At 71.9% G+C, this 15,594-nt stretch carries 14 protein-coding genes; 3 read left to right on the forward strand and 11 right to left on the reverse strand.

Annotated features, from left to right (window positions below):
• Nucleotides 1–7 precede the first annotated feature (7 nt).
• Both CLV68_RS03490 and CLV68_RS03495 read left to right on the forward strand, forming a co-directional pair.
• Nucleotides 8–904, forward strand: coding sequence for a ParA family protein (locus CLV68_RS03490; RefSeq protein WP_121389137.1), 897 nt, complete (start codon nucleotides 8–10; stop codon nucleotides 902–904).
• A complete protein-coding gene (locus CLV68_RS03495) occupies nucleotides 901–1,875 on the forward strand; it encodes a ParB/RepB/Spo0J family partition protein (RefSeq protein ID WP_121389138.1) in 975 nt (324 codons plus the stop codon). Before CLV68_RS03490 ends, CLV68_RS03495 begins: the two co-directional genes overlap by 4 nt.
• A gap of 63 nt (nucleotides 1,876–1,938) precedes the next feature.
• On the opposite strand, the gene CLV68_RS03500 is transcribed toward CLV68_RS03495, so the two are convergent.
• The gene (locus tag CLV68_RS03500; protein ID WP_121389139.1) at nucleotides 1,939–2,883 is read right to left on the reverse strand and encodes a D-alanine--D-alanine ligase family protein; all 945 of its coding nucleotides are present in this window, start codon (nucleotides 2,881–2,883) and stop codon (nucleotides 1,939–1,941) included.
• A gap of 79 nt (nucleotides 2,884–2,962) precedes the next feature.
• Nucleotides 2,963–4,282: an aminotransferase-like domain-containing protein gene (locus CLV68_RS03505; protein WP_121389140.1), complete on the reverse strand. Its 1,320-nt coding sequence runs from the start codon at nucleotides 4,280–4,282 to the stop codon at nucleotides 2,963–2,965.
• 172 nt (nucleotides 4,283–4,454) lie between these two features.
• On the opposite strand from CLV68_RS03505, the gene CLV68_RS03510 reads away from it, so the two are divergent.
• Nucleotides 4,455–5,087: a GNAT family N-acetyltransferase gene (locus CLV68_RS03510; protein WP_121389141.1), complete on the forward strand. Its 633-nt coding sequence runs from the start codon at nucleotides 4,455–4,457 to the stop codon at nucleotides 5,085–5,087.
• A 72-nt stretch (nucleotides 5,088–5,159) separates the two neighbouring features.
• Here the strand turns inward: CLV68_RS03510 and CLV68_RS03515 are convergent, their stop codons facing one another.
• From CLV68_RS03515 to CLV68_RS03555, 9 genes are all read right to left on the reverse strand, one after another.
• Complete coding sequence (locus CLV68_RS03515) at nucleotides 5,160–6,302, reverse strand: N-acetylmuramoyl-L-alanine amidase (RefSeq protein ID WP_121389142.1); 1,143 nt, start codon at nucleotides 6,300–6,302, stop codon at nucleotides 5,160–5,162.
• 180 nt (nucleotides 6,303–6,482) lie between these two features.
• Complete coding sequence (gene trxA, locus CLV68_RS03520) at nucleotides 6,483–6,812, reverse strand: thioredoxin (protein WP_092786703.1); 330 nt, start codon at nucleotides 6,810–6,812, stop codon at nucleotides 6,483–6,485.
• Nucleotides 6,813–6,846: 34 nt separating this feature from the next.
• Complete coding sequence (trxB, locus tag CLV68_RS03525; protein WP_121389143.1) at nucleotides 6,847–7,842, reverse strand: thioredoxin-disulfide reductase; 996 nt, start codon at nucleotides 7,840–7,842, stop codon at nucleotides 6,847–6,849.
• A 192-nt stretch (nucleotides 7,843–8,034) separates the two neighbouring features.
• Complete coding sequence (locus CLV68_RS03530; protein ID WP_121389144.1) at nucleotides 8,035–8,814, reverse strand: hypothetical protein; 780 nt, start codon at nucleotides 8,812–8,814, stop codon at nucleotides 8,035–8,037.
• On the reverse strand, nucleotides 8,811–9,440 hold the full coding sequence (gene sigM, locus CLV68_RS03535) for an RNA polymerase sigma factor SigM (protein ID WP_092786780.1): 630 nt from the start codon (nucleotides 9,438–9,440) through the stop codon (nucleotides 8,811–8,813). The genes CLV68_RS03530 and sigM overlap by 4 nt, the downstream gene beginning before the upstream one ends.
• 98 nt (nucleotides 9,441–9,538) lie before the next feature.
• Nucleotides 9,539–11,092 carry a protein kinase family protein gene (locus tag CLV68_RS03540; RefSeq protein ID WP_170224052.1) on the reverse strand — a complete coding sequence of 518 codons (1,554 nt, stop codon included), beginning with the start codon at nucleotides 11,090–11,092 and terminating at the stop codon, nucleotides 9,539–9,541.
• A 69-nt stretch (nucleotides 11,093–11,161) separates the two neighbouring features.
• Nucleotides 11,162–12,799 carry a murein biosynthesis integral membrane protein MurJ gene (murJ, locus tag CLV68_RS03545; protein ID WP_121389145.1) on the reverse strand — a complete coding sequence of 546 codons (1,638 nt, stop codon included), beginning with the start codon at nucleotides 12,797–12,799 and terminating at the stop codon, nucleotides 11,162–11,164.
• A 26-nt stretch (nucleotides 12,800–12,825) separates the two neighbouring features.
• Nucleotides 12,826–15,000, reverse strand: a complete 2,175-nt coding sequence (locus CLV68_RS03550; protein WP_121389146.1) for a DUF6049 family protein — start codon at nucleotides 14,998–15,000, stop codon at nucleotides 12,826–12,828.
• Between the two features lie 21 nt (nucleotides 15,001–15,021).
• Nucleotides 15,022–15,570 (reverse strand): NUDIX hydrolase, encoded by a 549-nt coding sequence (locus CLV68_RS03555; protein WP_092786713.1) that lies wholly within the window; start codon nucleotides 15,568–15,570, stop codon nucleotides 15,022–15,024.
• Between the last annotated feature and the right edge of the window lie 24 nt (nucleotides 15,571–15,594).

Below are 15,594 nucleotides of genomic sequence, written 5' to 3' on the forward strand. Positions count from 1 at the left end.
GCTGACGATGACCCAGCCCTCCCCCGCCTCGGTCGCCGGGTGGACCCCGATAGCGGAGGAAGCCGCCCGGGCCACCCGGGTGAAGCACCCCGACAAGATGTTCCCCCGCCCCACCCACCGCCGGGTCATCACCGTCGCCAATCAGAAGGGCGGCGTCGGCAAGACCACCTCGGCGGTGAACCTGGCCGCCGGGCTGGCGCTGCACGGGCTGCGGGTGCTCGTCATCGACCTCGACCCGCAGGGCAACGCCAGCACCGCGCTCGGCGTCGAGCACCGCTCCGGCACCCCCTCGGTGTACGAGGTGCTGCTCGGTGAGGTGAGCCTGGCCGAGGCCGCGCAGATGAGCGACCAGTCCGACCGGCTCTACTGCGTGCCCGCCACCATCGACCTGGCCGGTGCCGAGATCGAGCTGGTATCGATGGCGGCCCGGGAGTCCCGGCTCAAGGAGGCGCTGTCCGACGAGGCGCTGGACATGCTCGACCCGGACTACGTGTTCATCGACTGCCCGCCCTCGCTCGGCCTGCTGACGGTCAACGCGATGGTCGCCGCGCAGGAGGTGCTGATCCCGATCCAGTGCGAGTACTACGCGCTGGAGGGGCTGAGCCAGCTGCTGCGCAACATCGAGCTGGTGCAGGCCCACCTGAACCGCTCGCTGACCGTCTCCACGATCCTGCTCACCATGTACGACGGCCGGACCAAGCTCGCCGACCAGGTGACCAACGAGGTCCGGCACCACTTCGGCAGCACGGTGCTGACCACCGTCATCCCGCGCAGCGTCAAGGTCTCCGAGGCGCCGGGGTACGGGCAGTCGGTCCTCGCTTACGATCCCGGTTCCCGCGGCGCCATGAGCTACCTGGACGCCGCCCGTGAAGTTGCCGAACGAGGAGCGGAGGCGCCGCGATGAGTGGACCGGCTGGACGCAAGGGCGGGTTGGGGCGCGGCTTGGCCGCCCTCATCCCGCAGGGACCGCCGACCGGCGTGCCCACCGGTGGGCTGAAGCTGCCCAGCCCGGCGGCGCGCAACGGCGAGTCCGTCGACACCGCGTCCGCACCCCAGGTGGTGGCGGGCGCGGTGTACCGGGAGATCCCGACCGCCGCGATCACGGCGAACCCGAAGCAGCCGCGGCAGGCGTTCGACGAGGAGGCGCTGACCGAGCTGGAGCACTCGATCCGCGAGTTCGGCCTCATGCAGCCGATCGTGGTCCGGGAACTCGGCGCGGACAGCTACGAGCTCGTCATGGGCGAGCGCAGGCTGCGCGCCTCGCAGCGGGCCGGGCTGGACCGGATCCCGGCGATCGTCCGGCAGACCGCCGACGACGCGATGCTGCGCGACGCGCTGCTGGAGAACATCCACCGGGTGCAGCTCAACCCGCTGGAGGAGGCGGCCGCGTACCAGCAGCTGCTGGACGAGTTCGCGGTGACGCACGAGGAGCTGGCGAGCCGGATCGGGCGCAGCAGGCCGGTCATCACCAACACCATCCGGCTGCTGCGGCTCCCGCTGCCGGTGCAGCGCCGGGTGGCCGCCGGGGTGCTCTCCGCCGGGCACGCCCGCGCGCTGCTCGGGCTCGACGACCCGGGCAGCCAGGAGGAGCTGGCGACCAGGATCGTGGCCGAGGGGCTGTCGGTGCGGGCGACCGAGGAAGCGGTCACCCTCGCCAAGGGCGCTCCCCCGGCCCGGCCCAAGCCCGCACCGCGCAAGCCGATCCACGCGCCGGGGCTCCAGGACGTCGCCAACCGGCTCTCGGACCGGTTCGACACCCGGGTCAAGGTCGAGCTGGGCAAGCGCAAGGGCCGGATCGTGGTCGAGTTCGGCTCGGTGGACGACCTCGAGCGGATCGTCGACATGATGGCGGAAAATGGGATAAATCAGACATGAGTTCGCCGCAGGGAACCACACCAGGGCGATACGTCACGGTGACGGTTGCCGAAAACGGTGCTGTCAGCGGTTGATGGCGCGGTCGACCAACCCGGCGTAGATCGCGCCGAGTGAGCGGCCCGCCGCCTCCGCCGCCATCGGCAGCAGCGAGGTCTCGGTCAACCCCGGCGACAGGTTCACCTCGATGAAGTAGACCTCGCCGGTCGCGCTCACCACCGCGTCGGTCCGCGACACGTCACGCAGACCGAGCAACTCGTGCGCGGACACGGCGAGCTCCGCGACCTTCGCCGCGGTGGCGTCGTCGAGCCGCGCGGGGGTGTGGAAGGTCGTCAGCCCGGCGGTGTAGCGCGCGGTGTAGTCGTAGACGCCGGACGCGGGCGCGATCTCCACGGCGGGCAGTGCCTCCGGTCCCCCGGGCCCGTCGACCACCGTGAGGGCGACCTCCACGCCGTCGATGAACTCCTCGGCCAGCACGGCGTCGCTGTAGGCCAGCGACCCGACCATCGCGGTCGGCAGCTCCGCGGCCGCGCGCACGACCTGCGCGCCCAGCGCCGACCCGCCCTGGTCCGGCTTCAACATCATCGGCAGGCCCAACCGCTGCACCATCGCGTCCAGCACCGGCTGCGCCCCCAGCTCGCGGAACGCGCTCTGCGGCAGCACCACCCAGTCCGGGGTCAGGATCCCGGCCCGGCGCAGCTCCGACTTCGCGGTCGGCTTGTCCCACGCCCGCCTGCACGACCCGGCGTCCGTGCCCACGTACGGGATGTCCAGCAGCTCCAGGATCGTCTGGATGGAGCCGTTCTCGCCCTCACCGCCGTGCAGCGCGATCACCACCGCGTCCGGCCGGTGCTCCCGCAGCCGGGGCAGCAGGCCCGCGTCGGCGTCCCACTCCTCCACCGCCAGCCCGGCCTGCCGCAGCGCCGCCGACACCCGCCGCCCGGAGCGCAGGGAGACGTCGCGCTCGTGCGACAAACCCCCGGCGAGGACGGCAACCCAGCGGTCGGACACGGTGATCTCCCTTGTGGCGGCACAGCGGACGCGCGGCGGACCCGAAGGTACACGCGCGAGTGGGACCGGGTTCTGCGGTTCAGGCGGTGTCGGGTGCCGGGGTCTGCGGGCCGGACAGCGACCGGCTCGCGGTCGGGCCGAAGGTGTGCAGCAGGTCCAGCTCGTCGGCCAGCACCCCGGCCAGCCTGCGCACGCCCTCGGTGATCCGCTCCGGCGGCGGGTAGCAGAACGACAGCCGCATCTGCCTGCTGCCGAACCCGTCGGCGTAGAAGCCGGTGCCGGGCACGTAGGCGACCCGGGCGGTGACCGCGCGTGGCTGCATCGCCTTGGTGTCCACCCCTTCGGGGACGGTCAGCCAGACGAAGAACCCACCATCGGGTCTCGTCCAGGTGCACCCGGCGGGCATGTGCTGCTCGAGCCCGGCCAGCAGCGCGTCCCGGCGGTCGCGGTACATGGTCTGGAACGACTTGATCTGGCCCTTCCAGTCGTGCGTGGCCAGGTAGCGCGACACGACCAGCTGGTTCAGCGTGGGCGCGCACAGCGCGGCCGATTCCGCCGCCAGCACCAGCTTCTCCCGCACCGCGTGCGGCGCCAGCGCCCAGCCGACCCGCAAGCCGGAGGCGAACGTCTTGGAGAACGAGCCGAGGTAGATCACGTTGTCCGAGTCCATCGACCGCAGCGCCGGGTAGACCTGGCCGTCGAAGCCGAGCAGGCCGTACGGGTTGTCCTCGATGACCAGCACGTCGTGCCTGGCGCAGATGTCGAGCACCTCGGCCCGCCGCGACACCGCGAGGGTCACGCCAGCGGGGTTGTTGAAGTTCGGGATCGTGTAGAGGAACTTGACCCGCCGGTTCGCCTGCGCGGCGGCGGCCAACGCGGCCCGCAGCGCCTCGGGGACCAGGCCGTGCTCGTCCATCACCACGTGCCGCACATCGGCCTGGTAGGAGGCGAAGGTGCCCAGCGCGCCCACGTAGGAGGGGCCTTCCGCGAGCACGACGTCGCCGGGGTCGATGAAGATCCGGGTCACCAGGTCGAGGGCCATCTGCGAGCCGACCGTCACCACCAGGTCGTCCGGGTGGCCGGTGACCCCTTCCAGGGCCATGACCTCGCAGATCTGCTCGCGCAGCACCGGGACGCCGTGCGCGGAGCCGTACTGCAGCGCGACCAGGCCGTCCTCGGCGACGATCGAGGAGATCTGGTCGGCGAGGAAGTCCAGCGGCAGCGCGGCCAGGTTCGGCATGCCGCCCGCCAGCGACACCACCTCGGGGCGGCTGGCGACCGCGAAGAGTGCTCGGACCTCGGATGCCGTCATGCCCTCCGCACGGGCCGCGTACCGGCCGAGGTGCGGGTCGAGACTGCGGGCGCCCAGCCGATCGGGCGACGGTCCGGAGGTGCTCATGGGTGGCTCCCAGGGGGTGGTCCAGCGAAAACAGTGTAACCAGAGGAGTGACTTACCCCTGAGATTGCGCCCTGCGGTTCCGACGCAGGTCACATCGCCCTATTCTGGGTCGGGTCAATCGGCGTCCTCCCTGCGGGCGCGCGAGAACTCTCCGCGAGCACGGGAGGTTGGGGTGTCGCGACGCGTCGTCGGCGTCACGCTGGACAACCTGGAGCACCTCCCCAAGCACTGCCGGGGCTGTGTCTACTGGGAACTCGCGCCGCACCTCAAGGAGCAGGCGGAGGAGTTCGGCACCACCGAGCTCGAGAAGGAAGCCTGGGTCTCCAGCGTCCTGCTCGACTGGGGTTCCTGCGGCCGGGTCGTCTACAGCGACAAGCTCCCGGTCGGGTTCGTCCTCTACGCCCCGCCCAACGCGGTCCCCCGCGCCTCGGCGTTCCCCACCTCGCCGATCAGCCCGGACGCGGTGGTGCTCACCGGCTTCCACGTGCTGCCCGAGTTCCGCGGCGGTGGGCTCGGCCGGATGCTGGTGCAGGCCGTGGTCAAGGACCTCACCCGCCGCGGTGTCCGCGCGGTCGAGGCGTTCGGCGCCGCCCGCCAGGACGAGGAGCACTCCTGCGTCGTCCCGGCCGACTTCCTCACCAGCGTCGGCTTCAAGACGGTCCGCCCGCACCCCAGGTGGCCCCGCCTGCGCCTGGAACTGCGCACCGGCATCACCTGGAAGGAAGACGTCGAGGCCGCCCTCGAACGGCTCCTGGGCACCGTCTCCATCAGCACCGCATCGCCGGTCCTGCAGCGCTCGCCCTAGACGCACCTGTGCCGTCCACCGGCGGTGGACGGCACAGGGTGTGACCTGGGGGAAAGCGTTTGCGCTACTCGACTACTCGGCCTTGGCGAGTTCGTGCGCGAGGACGTCGGCGAAGGTGAAGCTGCCCGTGGGCTGGTCGTTCTCGCCGAGCAGGTAGAGGCGCTTCACGGCCACCACGATCCCCTCGGCGACGACGTCGCGGAAGGCCGGATCGGTGAGCCGGGTGCGGTCCTCGGTGTTGCTGAGGTACCCGATCTCGATGCGGACCGCCGGGCAGCGGGTCAGCCGGAGCAGCTCCCAGGTCTTCGGGTGGGTGCCGCAGTCGCGCAGCCCGGTGCGCTTGGTCAGCTCGCGCTGGATGAGCCCGGCCATGGCCTCACCGAGCGTGGAGGTCGCGGTGCCGTTGCCGGACCCGAAGTGGAAGCAGGCCAGGCCCTGGGCCAGCGGCGAGGCGTTGGCGTCCGAGTGCAGCGAGAGCACCAGGTCGGCGCCTGCCTCGTTGGCGAACTGGGCGCGGGCCGACTCGTCCGGGCACTGGTCGGGGCCGCGGGAGAGCAGCGCCTCCATGCCGGTGGCGACCATGCGGCCCTCCAGGCGGCGGGCCAGGTCCCACATCAGCTCCGACTCGTTGACGCCGTCCACCGACACACCGGTGTCGTTGGCGCCGTGGCCGGGGTCGATGACGATGCGCTTGCCGGTGAGCCGCGGCCCGGACCGGCGGACGCGCTCCTGCTCGCGCAGCAGCACCGGGCGGCCACCACGGGCCCGCGGCGAGAGCTGGCGCAGGGCGCGGATGGTCTCCGGGCCGCAGATGCCGTCCACGGTCAGGCCGTAGTCGCGCTGGAAGTTGCGGAGGGCGGCCTCGGTCTGGGCGCCGAACACCCCGTTCGCCCGGCCCGCGTCGTAGCCGAGCTCGAGCAGCCGCTCCTGCAGGGTGGCCACGTCGTCGCCGGTGATCGGCGCGGAGACGAGGTACGCCAGCGGGCGACCGCCGAGCTGGTAGGTGGCGTCACGCAGCGCGCGGTAGGTCGCCGGGCCGATGAGGCCGTCGGTGATCAGGCCGCGGTGCTGCTGGAAGGCCCGGACCGCGTGCTCGACGGCGTGGTCGAACTGGTCGGTGACCCCGTTGACCGGGGGCAACAGGCCCAACGCCGCCAGCGTGGACCGAACTTCGGCAACGGCCGGTCCCTCGTCGCCGCGGCGCAGTACCCGCATGCACCCTCGCTCTCGTCTTGGGCACCGGGTGACCGGTGCGCGACCCGACAGGTCACCCATTGTGCCTTGCCGGTGTTCGGTTCCCCCGCTGGGATGGCGGGCGGGTCGCCCCACCACGCGAGAACCGGGGCCCCTGTGTCATCTGACGAGACGCACGGACCCCGGTTCCGGGTTGCCTGCTCAGCCGAGGTAATCCTCGAGGTCCTTCACCAACGCCGACTTGGGCTTGGCGCCGACGATCGTCTTCACCGCGCGGCCGCCCTGGAAGACGATCAGCGTCGGGATGGACAGGACCTGGTAGTCGCGGGCGGTGCCCGGGTTGGCGTCGATGTCGAGCTTGGCGACGGTGACCTTCTCCGAGTACTCGGCGGCGATCTCCTCGAGCACCGGCGCGACCATCCGGCACGGACCGCACCAGGTCGCCCAGAAGTCGACGATGACCGGCTTGTCGCTCTGCAGCACGTCCTCGACGAAGGACTTGTCGGACACGGTGACGGTGTTGGCGCCCATCTGGGTGGCTCCCTCGGGGTGGGTTGGGGTGGGGTCAGTTCGTGGGGGCGTAGCCGCCGCCGACCAGCTCGGGCGCGACCTCCGCCGCGGCGGTGCCGTGCTCGGCCAACCAGCGCTCGGCGTCGATCGCGGCGGCGCAGCCGGACCCGGCCGCGGTGATGGCCTGCCGGTAGGTGTGGTCCACCAGGTCACCGGCGGCGAACACGCCGTCGACGTTGGTGTAGGTCGTGCGGCCCTCGGTGAGCACGTAGCCCTCGTCGTCGATGTCGACCTTGCCCGCGACCAGCTGGCTGCGCGGGTCGTGGCCGATGGCGACGAAGAAGCCGGACACGTCGAGCACCGACTCCTCGCCGGTGACCGTGTCGCGCAGGCGCAGGCCCTGCACCTTGCCGTCGCCGAGCACCTCGGTCACCGCGGAGTTGAGCTGCCAGCGGATCTTCTCGTTGGCCTTGGCCCGCTCCAGCATGATCCGCGAGGCGCGGAAGTCCTCCCGCCGGTGGATGATCGTCACCGTCTTGCCGAAGCGGGTGAGGAACAGCGCCTCCTCCATCGCCGAGTCACCGCCGCCGACGACGGCGATGTCCTGGTCGCGGAAGAAGAAACCGTCGCAGGTCGCGCAGGCGGAGACGCCGCGGCCGAGCAGCTCCTGCTCGCCCGGCACGTTCAGGTAGCGCGGCGCGGCACCCATGGCCAGCACCACGGCCTTGGCGGCGTAGCGGGTGCCGTGCGCGACGACGTACTTGACCGGGCCGTCGAGCTCGAGGGTGTCGACGTCCTCGGCGCGCAGCTCGGCGCCGAAGCGACCGGCCTGGGCGCGCATCTGCTCCATCAGGTCCGGGCCCATGATGCCGTCGCGGAACCCCGGGAAGTTCTCCACCTCGGTGGTGGTCATCAGCGCGCCGCCGAACTGGGAGCCCTCGAACACCAGCGGCTCGAGCTGGGCGCGCGCGGCGTAGACGGCCGCGGTGTAGCCCGCGGGTCCGGAGCCGACGATGATCAGGTTTCGGATCTGGTCCGCTTCCGCAGGCATCTGCCCTCCATTGACCTTCGCCGGACGGAGCCGCCCGGTCACACTGGTGTCAACGCGATCGTAGGCGGCGGTTGTTCCACCCCCGCGCGGTGATGGCGCGCACGGCGGCGTACCCCTTCCGCTACGGCGGCCCTGAACAGCGCGAAGCCCGCCCCGGACGCGGGAATCAGGCGTCCGGGGCGGGCTCGGGGATCAGCGGCCGATCTTGTCGTTGAACAGCTGGGTGCAGTCCGGCTGCACGACCAGCACCTGCAGGCGCCCGTTGTCGCCCGGCACCAGGAGCACGGCCATCACCGCGGCCTTGCCGTCGTAGGTGACCGGCCGGACCCCGAGCGGGGCGACCTTCGCGTCGAAGCCGTTGCTCGACAGGCACTTCTTCAGGCCCGCCTCGTCCTTGAGCGGCCCGTAGTCCTTGGTCTTGCCGGTGGTCAGCTTGCCCGCGACCTCGCCGACGTTGCCCCTGCTCACCGCGAGCGGCGCCTCGTCCGGCAGCTGCGCGGACGGCACCGGCTCGGCGATCCCGCCGGTCTCCTGGGTCTTGGGCAACACCCCGTAGCCGATGGCCACCGCCGCGGCCGCCGCAGTCAACAATCCGACACCCCACGCGGTGCGCCTGCCCCGCTTGCGGCGCGCCTCGGCCATGTCGAGCACCGGCGCGACGCCCGGTCGGGGCGGGTCCTGCACGGCGACCCCGCCGAACGCGCGCCGCGCCTCCCCGTCGAGCGCGGCGTCGAGCCGGGCGGCGAGGTGCGCGGGCATCGGCGGCGCCGGTGCTACAGCGAGTTCACCCAGTCCGGCCTGGACCGAGTTGAGCGCGTCGATGACGGCCTTGGCCTCCGGGTCCACGTTCACCCTGGCCCACAGCCGGGCGCTCTGCGCGGGGTCGAGGACACCGGCGTGCAGATCCGCCAACAGGTCGACTGACCACGGCGGCCCCTCGGGGCCCCTAGTGCCCCGATGCTCGTCGGTCATCGTCCCTCCCAGTGGCGCCTGTGCGGCACGTCTCGCCCGTCTGCGACAGCGCCACCTGGGACGTTCGCATCTGCATCGGGGTTCCGCAGATGTCCGAGAACTTTGGCCAACTTGGCCCGCCCCCGGGCGCACCGGGACTTGACGGTGCCCTCCGCGATGCCGAGCAGCTTGGCGGTCTCGGCCACCGAGTAGCCCTCGACGTCCACTAAGAGGATGGGTACCCGTTGCTCCTCGGACAACTCCGACAGCGCGGTCTGCACCACGAGCCGGGTCTCCCGCTCGGCCATCGCGTCACGCGGGGTGACCGGTTCACCCGGTCCGGCCTCCGGCAGCGCCACTGTCGGGCGGGCCTGCTTGCGGCGCACCCGGTCCAGGCAGGCGTTGACCACGATCCGGTGCAACCAGGTGGTGACCTGCGACTCGGCCCGGAACGACCCGGCGGCCCGGAAAGCGGAGATGAACGCCTCCTGCAGCGCGTCCGCAGCCTCCTCGGGATCGCGCAACGTCCGCAGCGCCACCGCCCACATCCGGTCCCGGTGTCTGCGCACCAGTTCGGCGAAGGCGTGTTGGTCTCCCGCGGCGTGCGCCGCGATGAGGTCGGCGTCCGAGCTGGCGGAGGCAGTCACCCGGACAGCGTATAGGGCGGTCGCCAACCCGCCGAACCGCACTTGGACCAGCCAAGACCCTCGTTTTTCCCATCGTTGCGCGATCAGGTGCCGTGGGGTTACTGGGCGCGCAGGAAGCCGATCTCGGTGATCTCGGAGACGTTGCCCTCGCCCAGGGTGGTGATCCAGATCAGCAGGTGCTGGGTGGGCTCGGCGCTGTCGAGCTGCAGGCGGGTCTGGCCCGGTTGCAGGGTCGCCCGGCCGATCACCTTGGTCTCGTCGAGGCCCGGCTTCTCCGACGGCGCGGTGCGGATCTCGACCACGGTGCCCGAGCTGGGCGAGTCGATCACCACCTCGGCGAAGGGCACCGGCTCGGCGAACGCGGCCATCAGCCCGACGCCGGGCTTGAGTGCCGGGAACGGCTGCTGGTACTTGTCGGTCTTCCACGAGGTCTTCGGGTCGCCGTCGGCGGCGCGGTTGGCCCGGCGCGGGCTGTCCGGCGTGCCCTTGACGTTGTAGACCTGCACGCCCGCGGCCTGGATCGGCGCGCCGGGGTTGGGCGGCTTGGGGTTGTTCTCGGCGTTGCCCGGCGCGGAGGCGACCACGGTCGGGCCGCCTGCGCTCGCGCTGTCGTCGCCGAAGAAGCTGATCAGCTGCATGCCCAACCAGGCGAGCACGCCGACGGTGGCCACGGCGAGCGCGGTGACCCCGATGGCCAGCTTGCGCCGCTTGGCCCGGTCGTTGTGCGGGCGCTTGGTCGTCCACAGCGCGCCGTCGTCGTCCTCGGCATCGGTGTCGTCGGGGACCGCGCTGATGCTCTGCGTCGCGTCCTCGTTCAGCTTCGCCCGCTCCAGCACCCGCAGCAGACCGGAGCTGGTGCGGATGCCGCCGGTCGCGTCGTCGGTGAGGCTGCGCACCGCGGCGGAGGACAGCTCGTACGGGATGTACGGGAACAGCGCGCGCGGCGGCACGACCTGGCCGTCGGGGGCGAGCGGGGCGTGCGGCAGGCCGGGGGCGTTGCGCAGCGGCCACCGGCCGGTGAGCAGCAGGTACAGGATCGCGCCGAGGCCGCGCACGTCGTCCTGCAGCGTCGCCTCGGGCAGCGGACCGGGGAAGGACAGCCGCAGCACGCCGTCCGGGGTGACCCGGACCCGCTGCGGGTGGTCGACGCCGAGCACCATGCCCGAGTGGTGCGCCAGTTCGACGGCGGCGGCCAGCGGCTCGAGCAGCCTGGCCGCGGTCGAGGGCGGCAGCGGGTGCTCGGCGATGACGTCGACCAGGTCGGTGCCCTGCGACCAGTCCGCGACCACGATGCCCAGCAGGCCCTCGGTCGGCGCGATGCCGTTGCCGGGGCCGAGCACGTCGAGCACCCGGGAGGTCCCCGGGTGGGTGATGCGGGCGGCGTGCATGGTGCGTTCCAGCATCTTGCGGGCCGCGCCCGCCGCGGTCGCGTTGGCCGGGTCACCCACCAGCAGGGTGAGGCCGACGTCGCGGCGGAGCTGGTTGTCCTGCGCCCGCCAGAGGTGGGCGTCGACCCGCTCGTCGAGCCCGAACTCCGCGAGCAACCGGTACCGACCGTCGCCGACCGCGCTGCCGGGGACCAGGAAGCCCGGCCTGGCCCGGTTGCCAGCCGCTCCCTCGCCAACGGGGTACTCGGTCCGCCTCGTCGTCACCACTCTCTCCACCTGCCGCCTCGGTTCCGAGCCTACGGGAATCCGGCCGGTCACCGGTGACGGAGCGGGTCAGCCCCTGCGCACCAGTCGGGTGATTCGGCTCGTCGCGGGCTTGAGCTCGGGAACCTTCAGCGCGACCAGCACGCCGAAGGCCACCACGCACGCCACCGGTCCCTGCACGAGCAGGTTCACCCACGCCGTGGCCAGCGAGTCGACCGCGGGCAGCGCGACCGTGCTCAACCCCCACGCCGCGCCTGCGCCGACCGCGCCAGCCAGCACGCAGACCGCGATGACCTTGACGACCTTCTTGCTGTGCAGGTTCCCCAGCCGCACCCACAGCCACATCTGGCCGAGCACCGCGCCGACCACGAAGGTCAGCGAGTTGACCAGCAGCACCGCGATGACGACCTGGTCGTCGTCGACGAGCGCGCCGCACATGTAGAGCAGCGGCACCTTCACCGCGGTCATCACGATCATGATCAGGGTGGGGGTGCGGGCGTCCTTCATGGCGTAGAACACCCGCAGCTGCAGCATCACCAGTGCGTAGGGCAGCAGGCCGAACGCGGAGAACGCCAGCGCGTGCCCGAGCCGCTGCGACTGCTCGATGCCCGCCTCGCCCGCGCCGAACAGGGCGACGCCGAGCGAGGCGCCGGTGATGGTGAGCACGGCGCTGATCGGCACCAGCATCACCGCGGAGAGCCTGCTGCCGGTGGACAGGTCGTCGACCAGCCGCTGGGTGTCGCCGTCGGCGGCCGCGCGGCTCATCCTGGGCAGGATCGCGGTGAGCAGCGAGACGCCGATGACCCCGTACGGGAGCTGGAAGAGCAGCCAGGCGTTGGAGTAGATCGTCACGCCGCCGTTCGTGGCCGCGGTGAGCACCCGCTGGGTGATGACCATGCCGATCTGGCTGATCGCGACGTAGCCGAGGATCCACAGCGCCAGGCCGCCGAACTCGCGCAGCCTGGCGTCGATCCCCCAGGTCCAGCGGAACCGGAAGCCGATGCGGCGCAGCGCGGGCAGCAGCACCACCGCCTGCACGACGATGCCCAGCGTGGTGCCGAGGCCGAGCACCAGCACCTTCGGGTCGCCCATCCGCACCGGGTCGAGCGAGATCTCGCCGGGCAGCAGCCAGAAGGTGACCAGGGTCGTCAGGATCACCAGGTTGTTGACCACCGGCGCCCACGCCGTCGGGCCGAACACGTGCTTGGCCTGCAGGATCGCCGAGAGCAGGGCGAACAGGCCGTAGAACAGGATCTCTGGCAGCAGCAGGTAGGCGAACGCGGTGACCAGGTCCGGGTTGGCGCTGTCGGTGGAGCCGTCGACGTAGATCGCGGTGAACAGCGGGGCCGCGGCGACCGCGACCACCGTGCCCACGGCCAGCCCGGTCATGCCGACGGTGAGCAGCCTGCTGGTGTACTCCGCGCCGCCGTCGGGGTCCTGCTGGGAGCGGACCAGCAGCGGGACGACGATGCTGGCCAGCACCCCGCCGAGCAGCAGCTCGAAGATGATGTTGGGCAGGGTGTTGGCGATGGTGAACGAGTCGGTGGCGACGTTGATGCCGATCAGCCAGGCCATCACCATCTTCCAGCCGAACCCGGTGATCCGGCTGACCAGCGTGGCGATCGCCATCGACCCGCTCGCCTTGGCCAGTGACGGCGTCGCCCCGCCTGCAGGCTCGTCCTTGGCCACTGCCGCCGTCCTGTCCATCGCCCGTCCCCTGCTCCGAGCCGCGCTCAGAGGTCGCTCTCGGCCGCCGCCCGCGCCCGCCCGGCCGCCCGGATCCTGCGGAAAAGCCGCAAACCGACCAGGATCACCAACACACCGGCGGCCGTTCCGGTGACCGCGATGGTGATGCTGCCGTACGAGGTGGAGTTCAACTCCAACCGGGAGGACTTACCGAGCAGGGTGCCACTGTCGGTGGTGAGCCAGATCGTGACGGTGAAGCGGCCGGAGCGGGTGACCTCGGCTGGCAGGTAGCGCGGGATGCCCGCCTGGGCCGGGATGCGGACGACGACGGCTTCCTCCGGCTTGAGCCCGGCGGTGACCCCGACGTTGATCTTCGCCCGGACGGTGACCGGCAGGCCGTTGGTGATGAACACCGGCAGCGGGCTGTCCTTGGACGCCAGCGACAGCGGCCTGCCCGGGTCGGTCACCGACACCTGCGCCAACAGCGCCTTGACCTGGTCGTCGACCGCGCCCGCGGCCCGGCGGGCGAGGTCCGGCTCGGCCCGCCACGCGGTCGACCCGGACCGGACCAGGGCGTAGCGCATCGGCTTGACCAGGTCCTTCGGGTCGACCTGGCGGGTGTCGTCCTCGAACAGCACGTTCTCCACCAGGTCCCGCTGCACCGCGTCGACCTCCGCGATCTGCGCGGTCACCGGGGCGGGCACCTCGGCCGCGCTGTCGGTCGCGGTGTACTCCAACGCGGCCGCCGTGCCCCGGTCCGGTCCGCTGACCAGGCCGTCGAGGCCGAGCGGGCGGATGAAGCCCTGGCTCTCCAGCGACCACATGGTCTGCAGGAACACCGTCAGCTCCGCCGAGGTCGCGCTCCACCGGCGCGGCGGGGCGACCAGCACCGACTGGCCGGGGGCGGACTGGAAACCGCCGCGGAAGACCAGGGTGGCCAGGCCGTTCTGGATCGAGGACGTCTTCACGCCCGCGTCGTCGACCTGGGCCTTGGGCGCCAGCGAGGACGCCACGAGCTGGTCGTACGGGATGGTCCGCAGGTTCTGGCCGAGCGTGTAGGGCAGGTCGCCCTGGGGCTCCTTGACCTTGGCCGCGTCGGAGATGACCGTGGTGCGGCCGCTCGCGGCGAGGATGGCCAGGGTGCGCTGGTCGAGCGTGCCGCCGTCCGGCCAGACCGTGCTGGTCAGCGGCTTGGTGCCGAGGGTCGCCTCGACCGACGCGGTCTCCCGCAGCGCGATGTCGACCAGCGCGCCCGCGTTCGCCCGGGTCAACGCGGCGAGGTCGACGTCGGCGTAAGGCAGCGCTATCACGCACTGGCCGCGGGTGAGTTCCTTGACCCGGTCGAGCCACAGCTGCGCGGTGTGGGCGCCGTTGCCCGGGAACACCGTCCCGTCGGCGGCGCGGACGTAGTAGCCCGCGGTCATCTCGGTGACGGTGTCGAGCAGGTCCGGGTCGATCGCGAAGCACAGCGACCGCAGCGCCGACGCGTTCGCCGCCGCCGCCGTGCGCACGGTGTCGACCAGGGTGAACAGCCGCCCGCTGGACAGCGACGCGGACAGCCCGTCGTCGGCGAAGACGGTGCGGCTGCCGTCGGACGGGGTCTGCACGCGGCGCGGGCGCTCGTCGATCAGCGGCCACAGCACGCTGAGCTGGGTGGGCTGCGCGGGCGGGACCGCGGGGCCGCCGCCGGGGACGGCGAGGACCGGCAGGAGGGTGCTCAGCGCGCCCACCCGCTCGGCGCGGCCGTAGTCGGGGACGCCGTTGAAGTTGAGCACGACCGGGTAGACGCCGCGCTTGTCCAGCTTCAGGGCGCCCTTGTCGGAGTTGACCGGCACGGTGATGGTGAACGGGACGCTCTGGTCCCGGTCGAGCGTGCCCGCGACGGGCTGGAACGCGGAGCTGATCGCGGGTCGGGTCAGGGCGTCGGTGCGTTGCGGGTCGCTGAGCGCGGTGCGCAGCCCGGCCTCGGTGTCGAGGACGTCGCCGCGCTGCAGGCGGACCTCGATCTTGTCCACCCGGCGGTCACCCGAATTGGTGATCCGGCCGCTGATGGTCACTGCTTGGGTACTCGCCTCCACGACGCGGGGGACGAGTTGGTCGATGTCGACACGGAGTCGTGCCGCCAGTTCCGCGGCGGCGGGTTGGCCGGTCATGGGCGCGCCGAGCACGGCGCAGACAGCGGCCAGCGCCGCGAGACCGGCGCGGCGCAGTCGAGTGGTCACGGCTTCTCTCCAGCCATCGGGTCAGGCCCGTCCGACTTCAGGTAGGTCTCGCTCAACCGGATCGGGTGAGAGCGGATGCTCGGAGAGTAGTTGTCGGGCCTTGCGGACCAGACGGCGCTCATCGGCATAGGCGAGTCGGTCGTCCAACTCGTCGAGTGCCACCCACGCGACCTCGGTCACCTCCATGTCCTCGTCCGACAGCTCGAAAGAGTAGGCCCGCAGCAGGAAGTGGTGGACGGTTTTGTGGATCCGCTTGGTGCCGTCGGCGACGAACCAGTAGTCGATCGTGCCGAGCGGGCGGATGACCTCCCCATCGATGCCCGTCTCCTCGGCGACCTCGCGCACCGCGGTCTGCTCCGGGGTCTCCCCCGGCTCGATGTGGCCCTTGGGCAGCGACCACAGCAGCCGCCCGCGCCGGTCCAGCCGCCCGATCAGCGCGACCGTGCTGGTCGCCGGGTCGACGACCAGCCCACCGGCCGAGGTCTCGTCGACCGTGGTCAGCCTGCGCCCGCGCCGCCGGAACCGGCGCCCGGACCGGGCACCTCGGGACCTGCCGGACGACGGGGGCATGCCCGCGATGGTAGTGCGAACGGC

Origin of the sequence: Actinokineospora cianjurensis (genome assembly GCF_003663795.1) — a bacterium.
GTDB classification, from domain to species: domain Bacteria; phylum Actinomycetota; class Actinomycetes; order Mycobacteriales; family Pseudonocardiaceae; genus Actinokineospora; species Actinokineospora terrae.

Excerpts from the sequence above, each read along its gene's own strand:
- murJ (WP_121389145.1), bottom strand. The coding sequence starts at position 12,799 with ATGGACAGGACGGCGGCAGTGGCCAAGGACGAGCCTGCAGGCGGGGCG.
- CLV68_RS03530 (WP_121389144.1), bottom strand. The coding sequence starts at position 8,814 with ATGACCGACGAGCATCGGGGCACTAGGGGCCCCGAGGGGCCGCCGTGG.
- CLV68_RS03490 (WP_121389137.1), top strand. The coding sequence starts at position 8 with ATGACCCAGCCCTCCCCCGCCTCGGTCGCCGGGTGGACCCCGATAGCG.
- CLV68_RS03555 (WP_092786713.1), bottom strand. The coding sequence starts at position 15,570 with ATGCCCCCGTCGTCCGGCAGGTCCCGAGGTGCCCGGTCCGGGCGCCGG.
- trxB (WP_121389143.1), bottom strand. The coding sequence starts at position 7,842 with ATGCCTGCGGAAGCGGACCAGATCCGAAACCTGATCATCGTCGGCTCC.
- CLV68_RS03515 (WP_121389142.1), bottom strand. The coding sequence starts at position 6,302 with ATGCGGGTACTGCGCCGCGGCGACGAGGGACCGGCCGTTGCCGAAGTT.
- CLV68_RS03495 (WP_121389138.1), top strand. The coding sequence starts at position 901 with ATGAGTGGACCGGCTGGACGCAAGGGCGGGTTGGGGCGCGGCTTGGCC.
- trxA (WP_092786703.1), bottom strand. The coding sequence starts at position 6,812 with ATGGGCGCCAACACCGTCACCGTGTCCGACAAGTCCTTCGTCGAGGAC.
- CLV68_RS03505 (WP_121389140.1), bottom strand. The coding sequence starts at position 4,282 with ATGAGCACCTCCGGACCGTCGCCCGATCGGCTGGGCGCCCGCAGTCTC.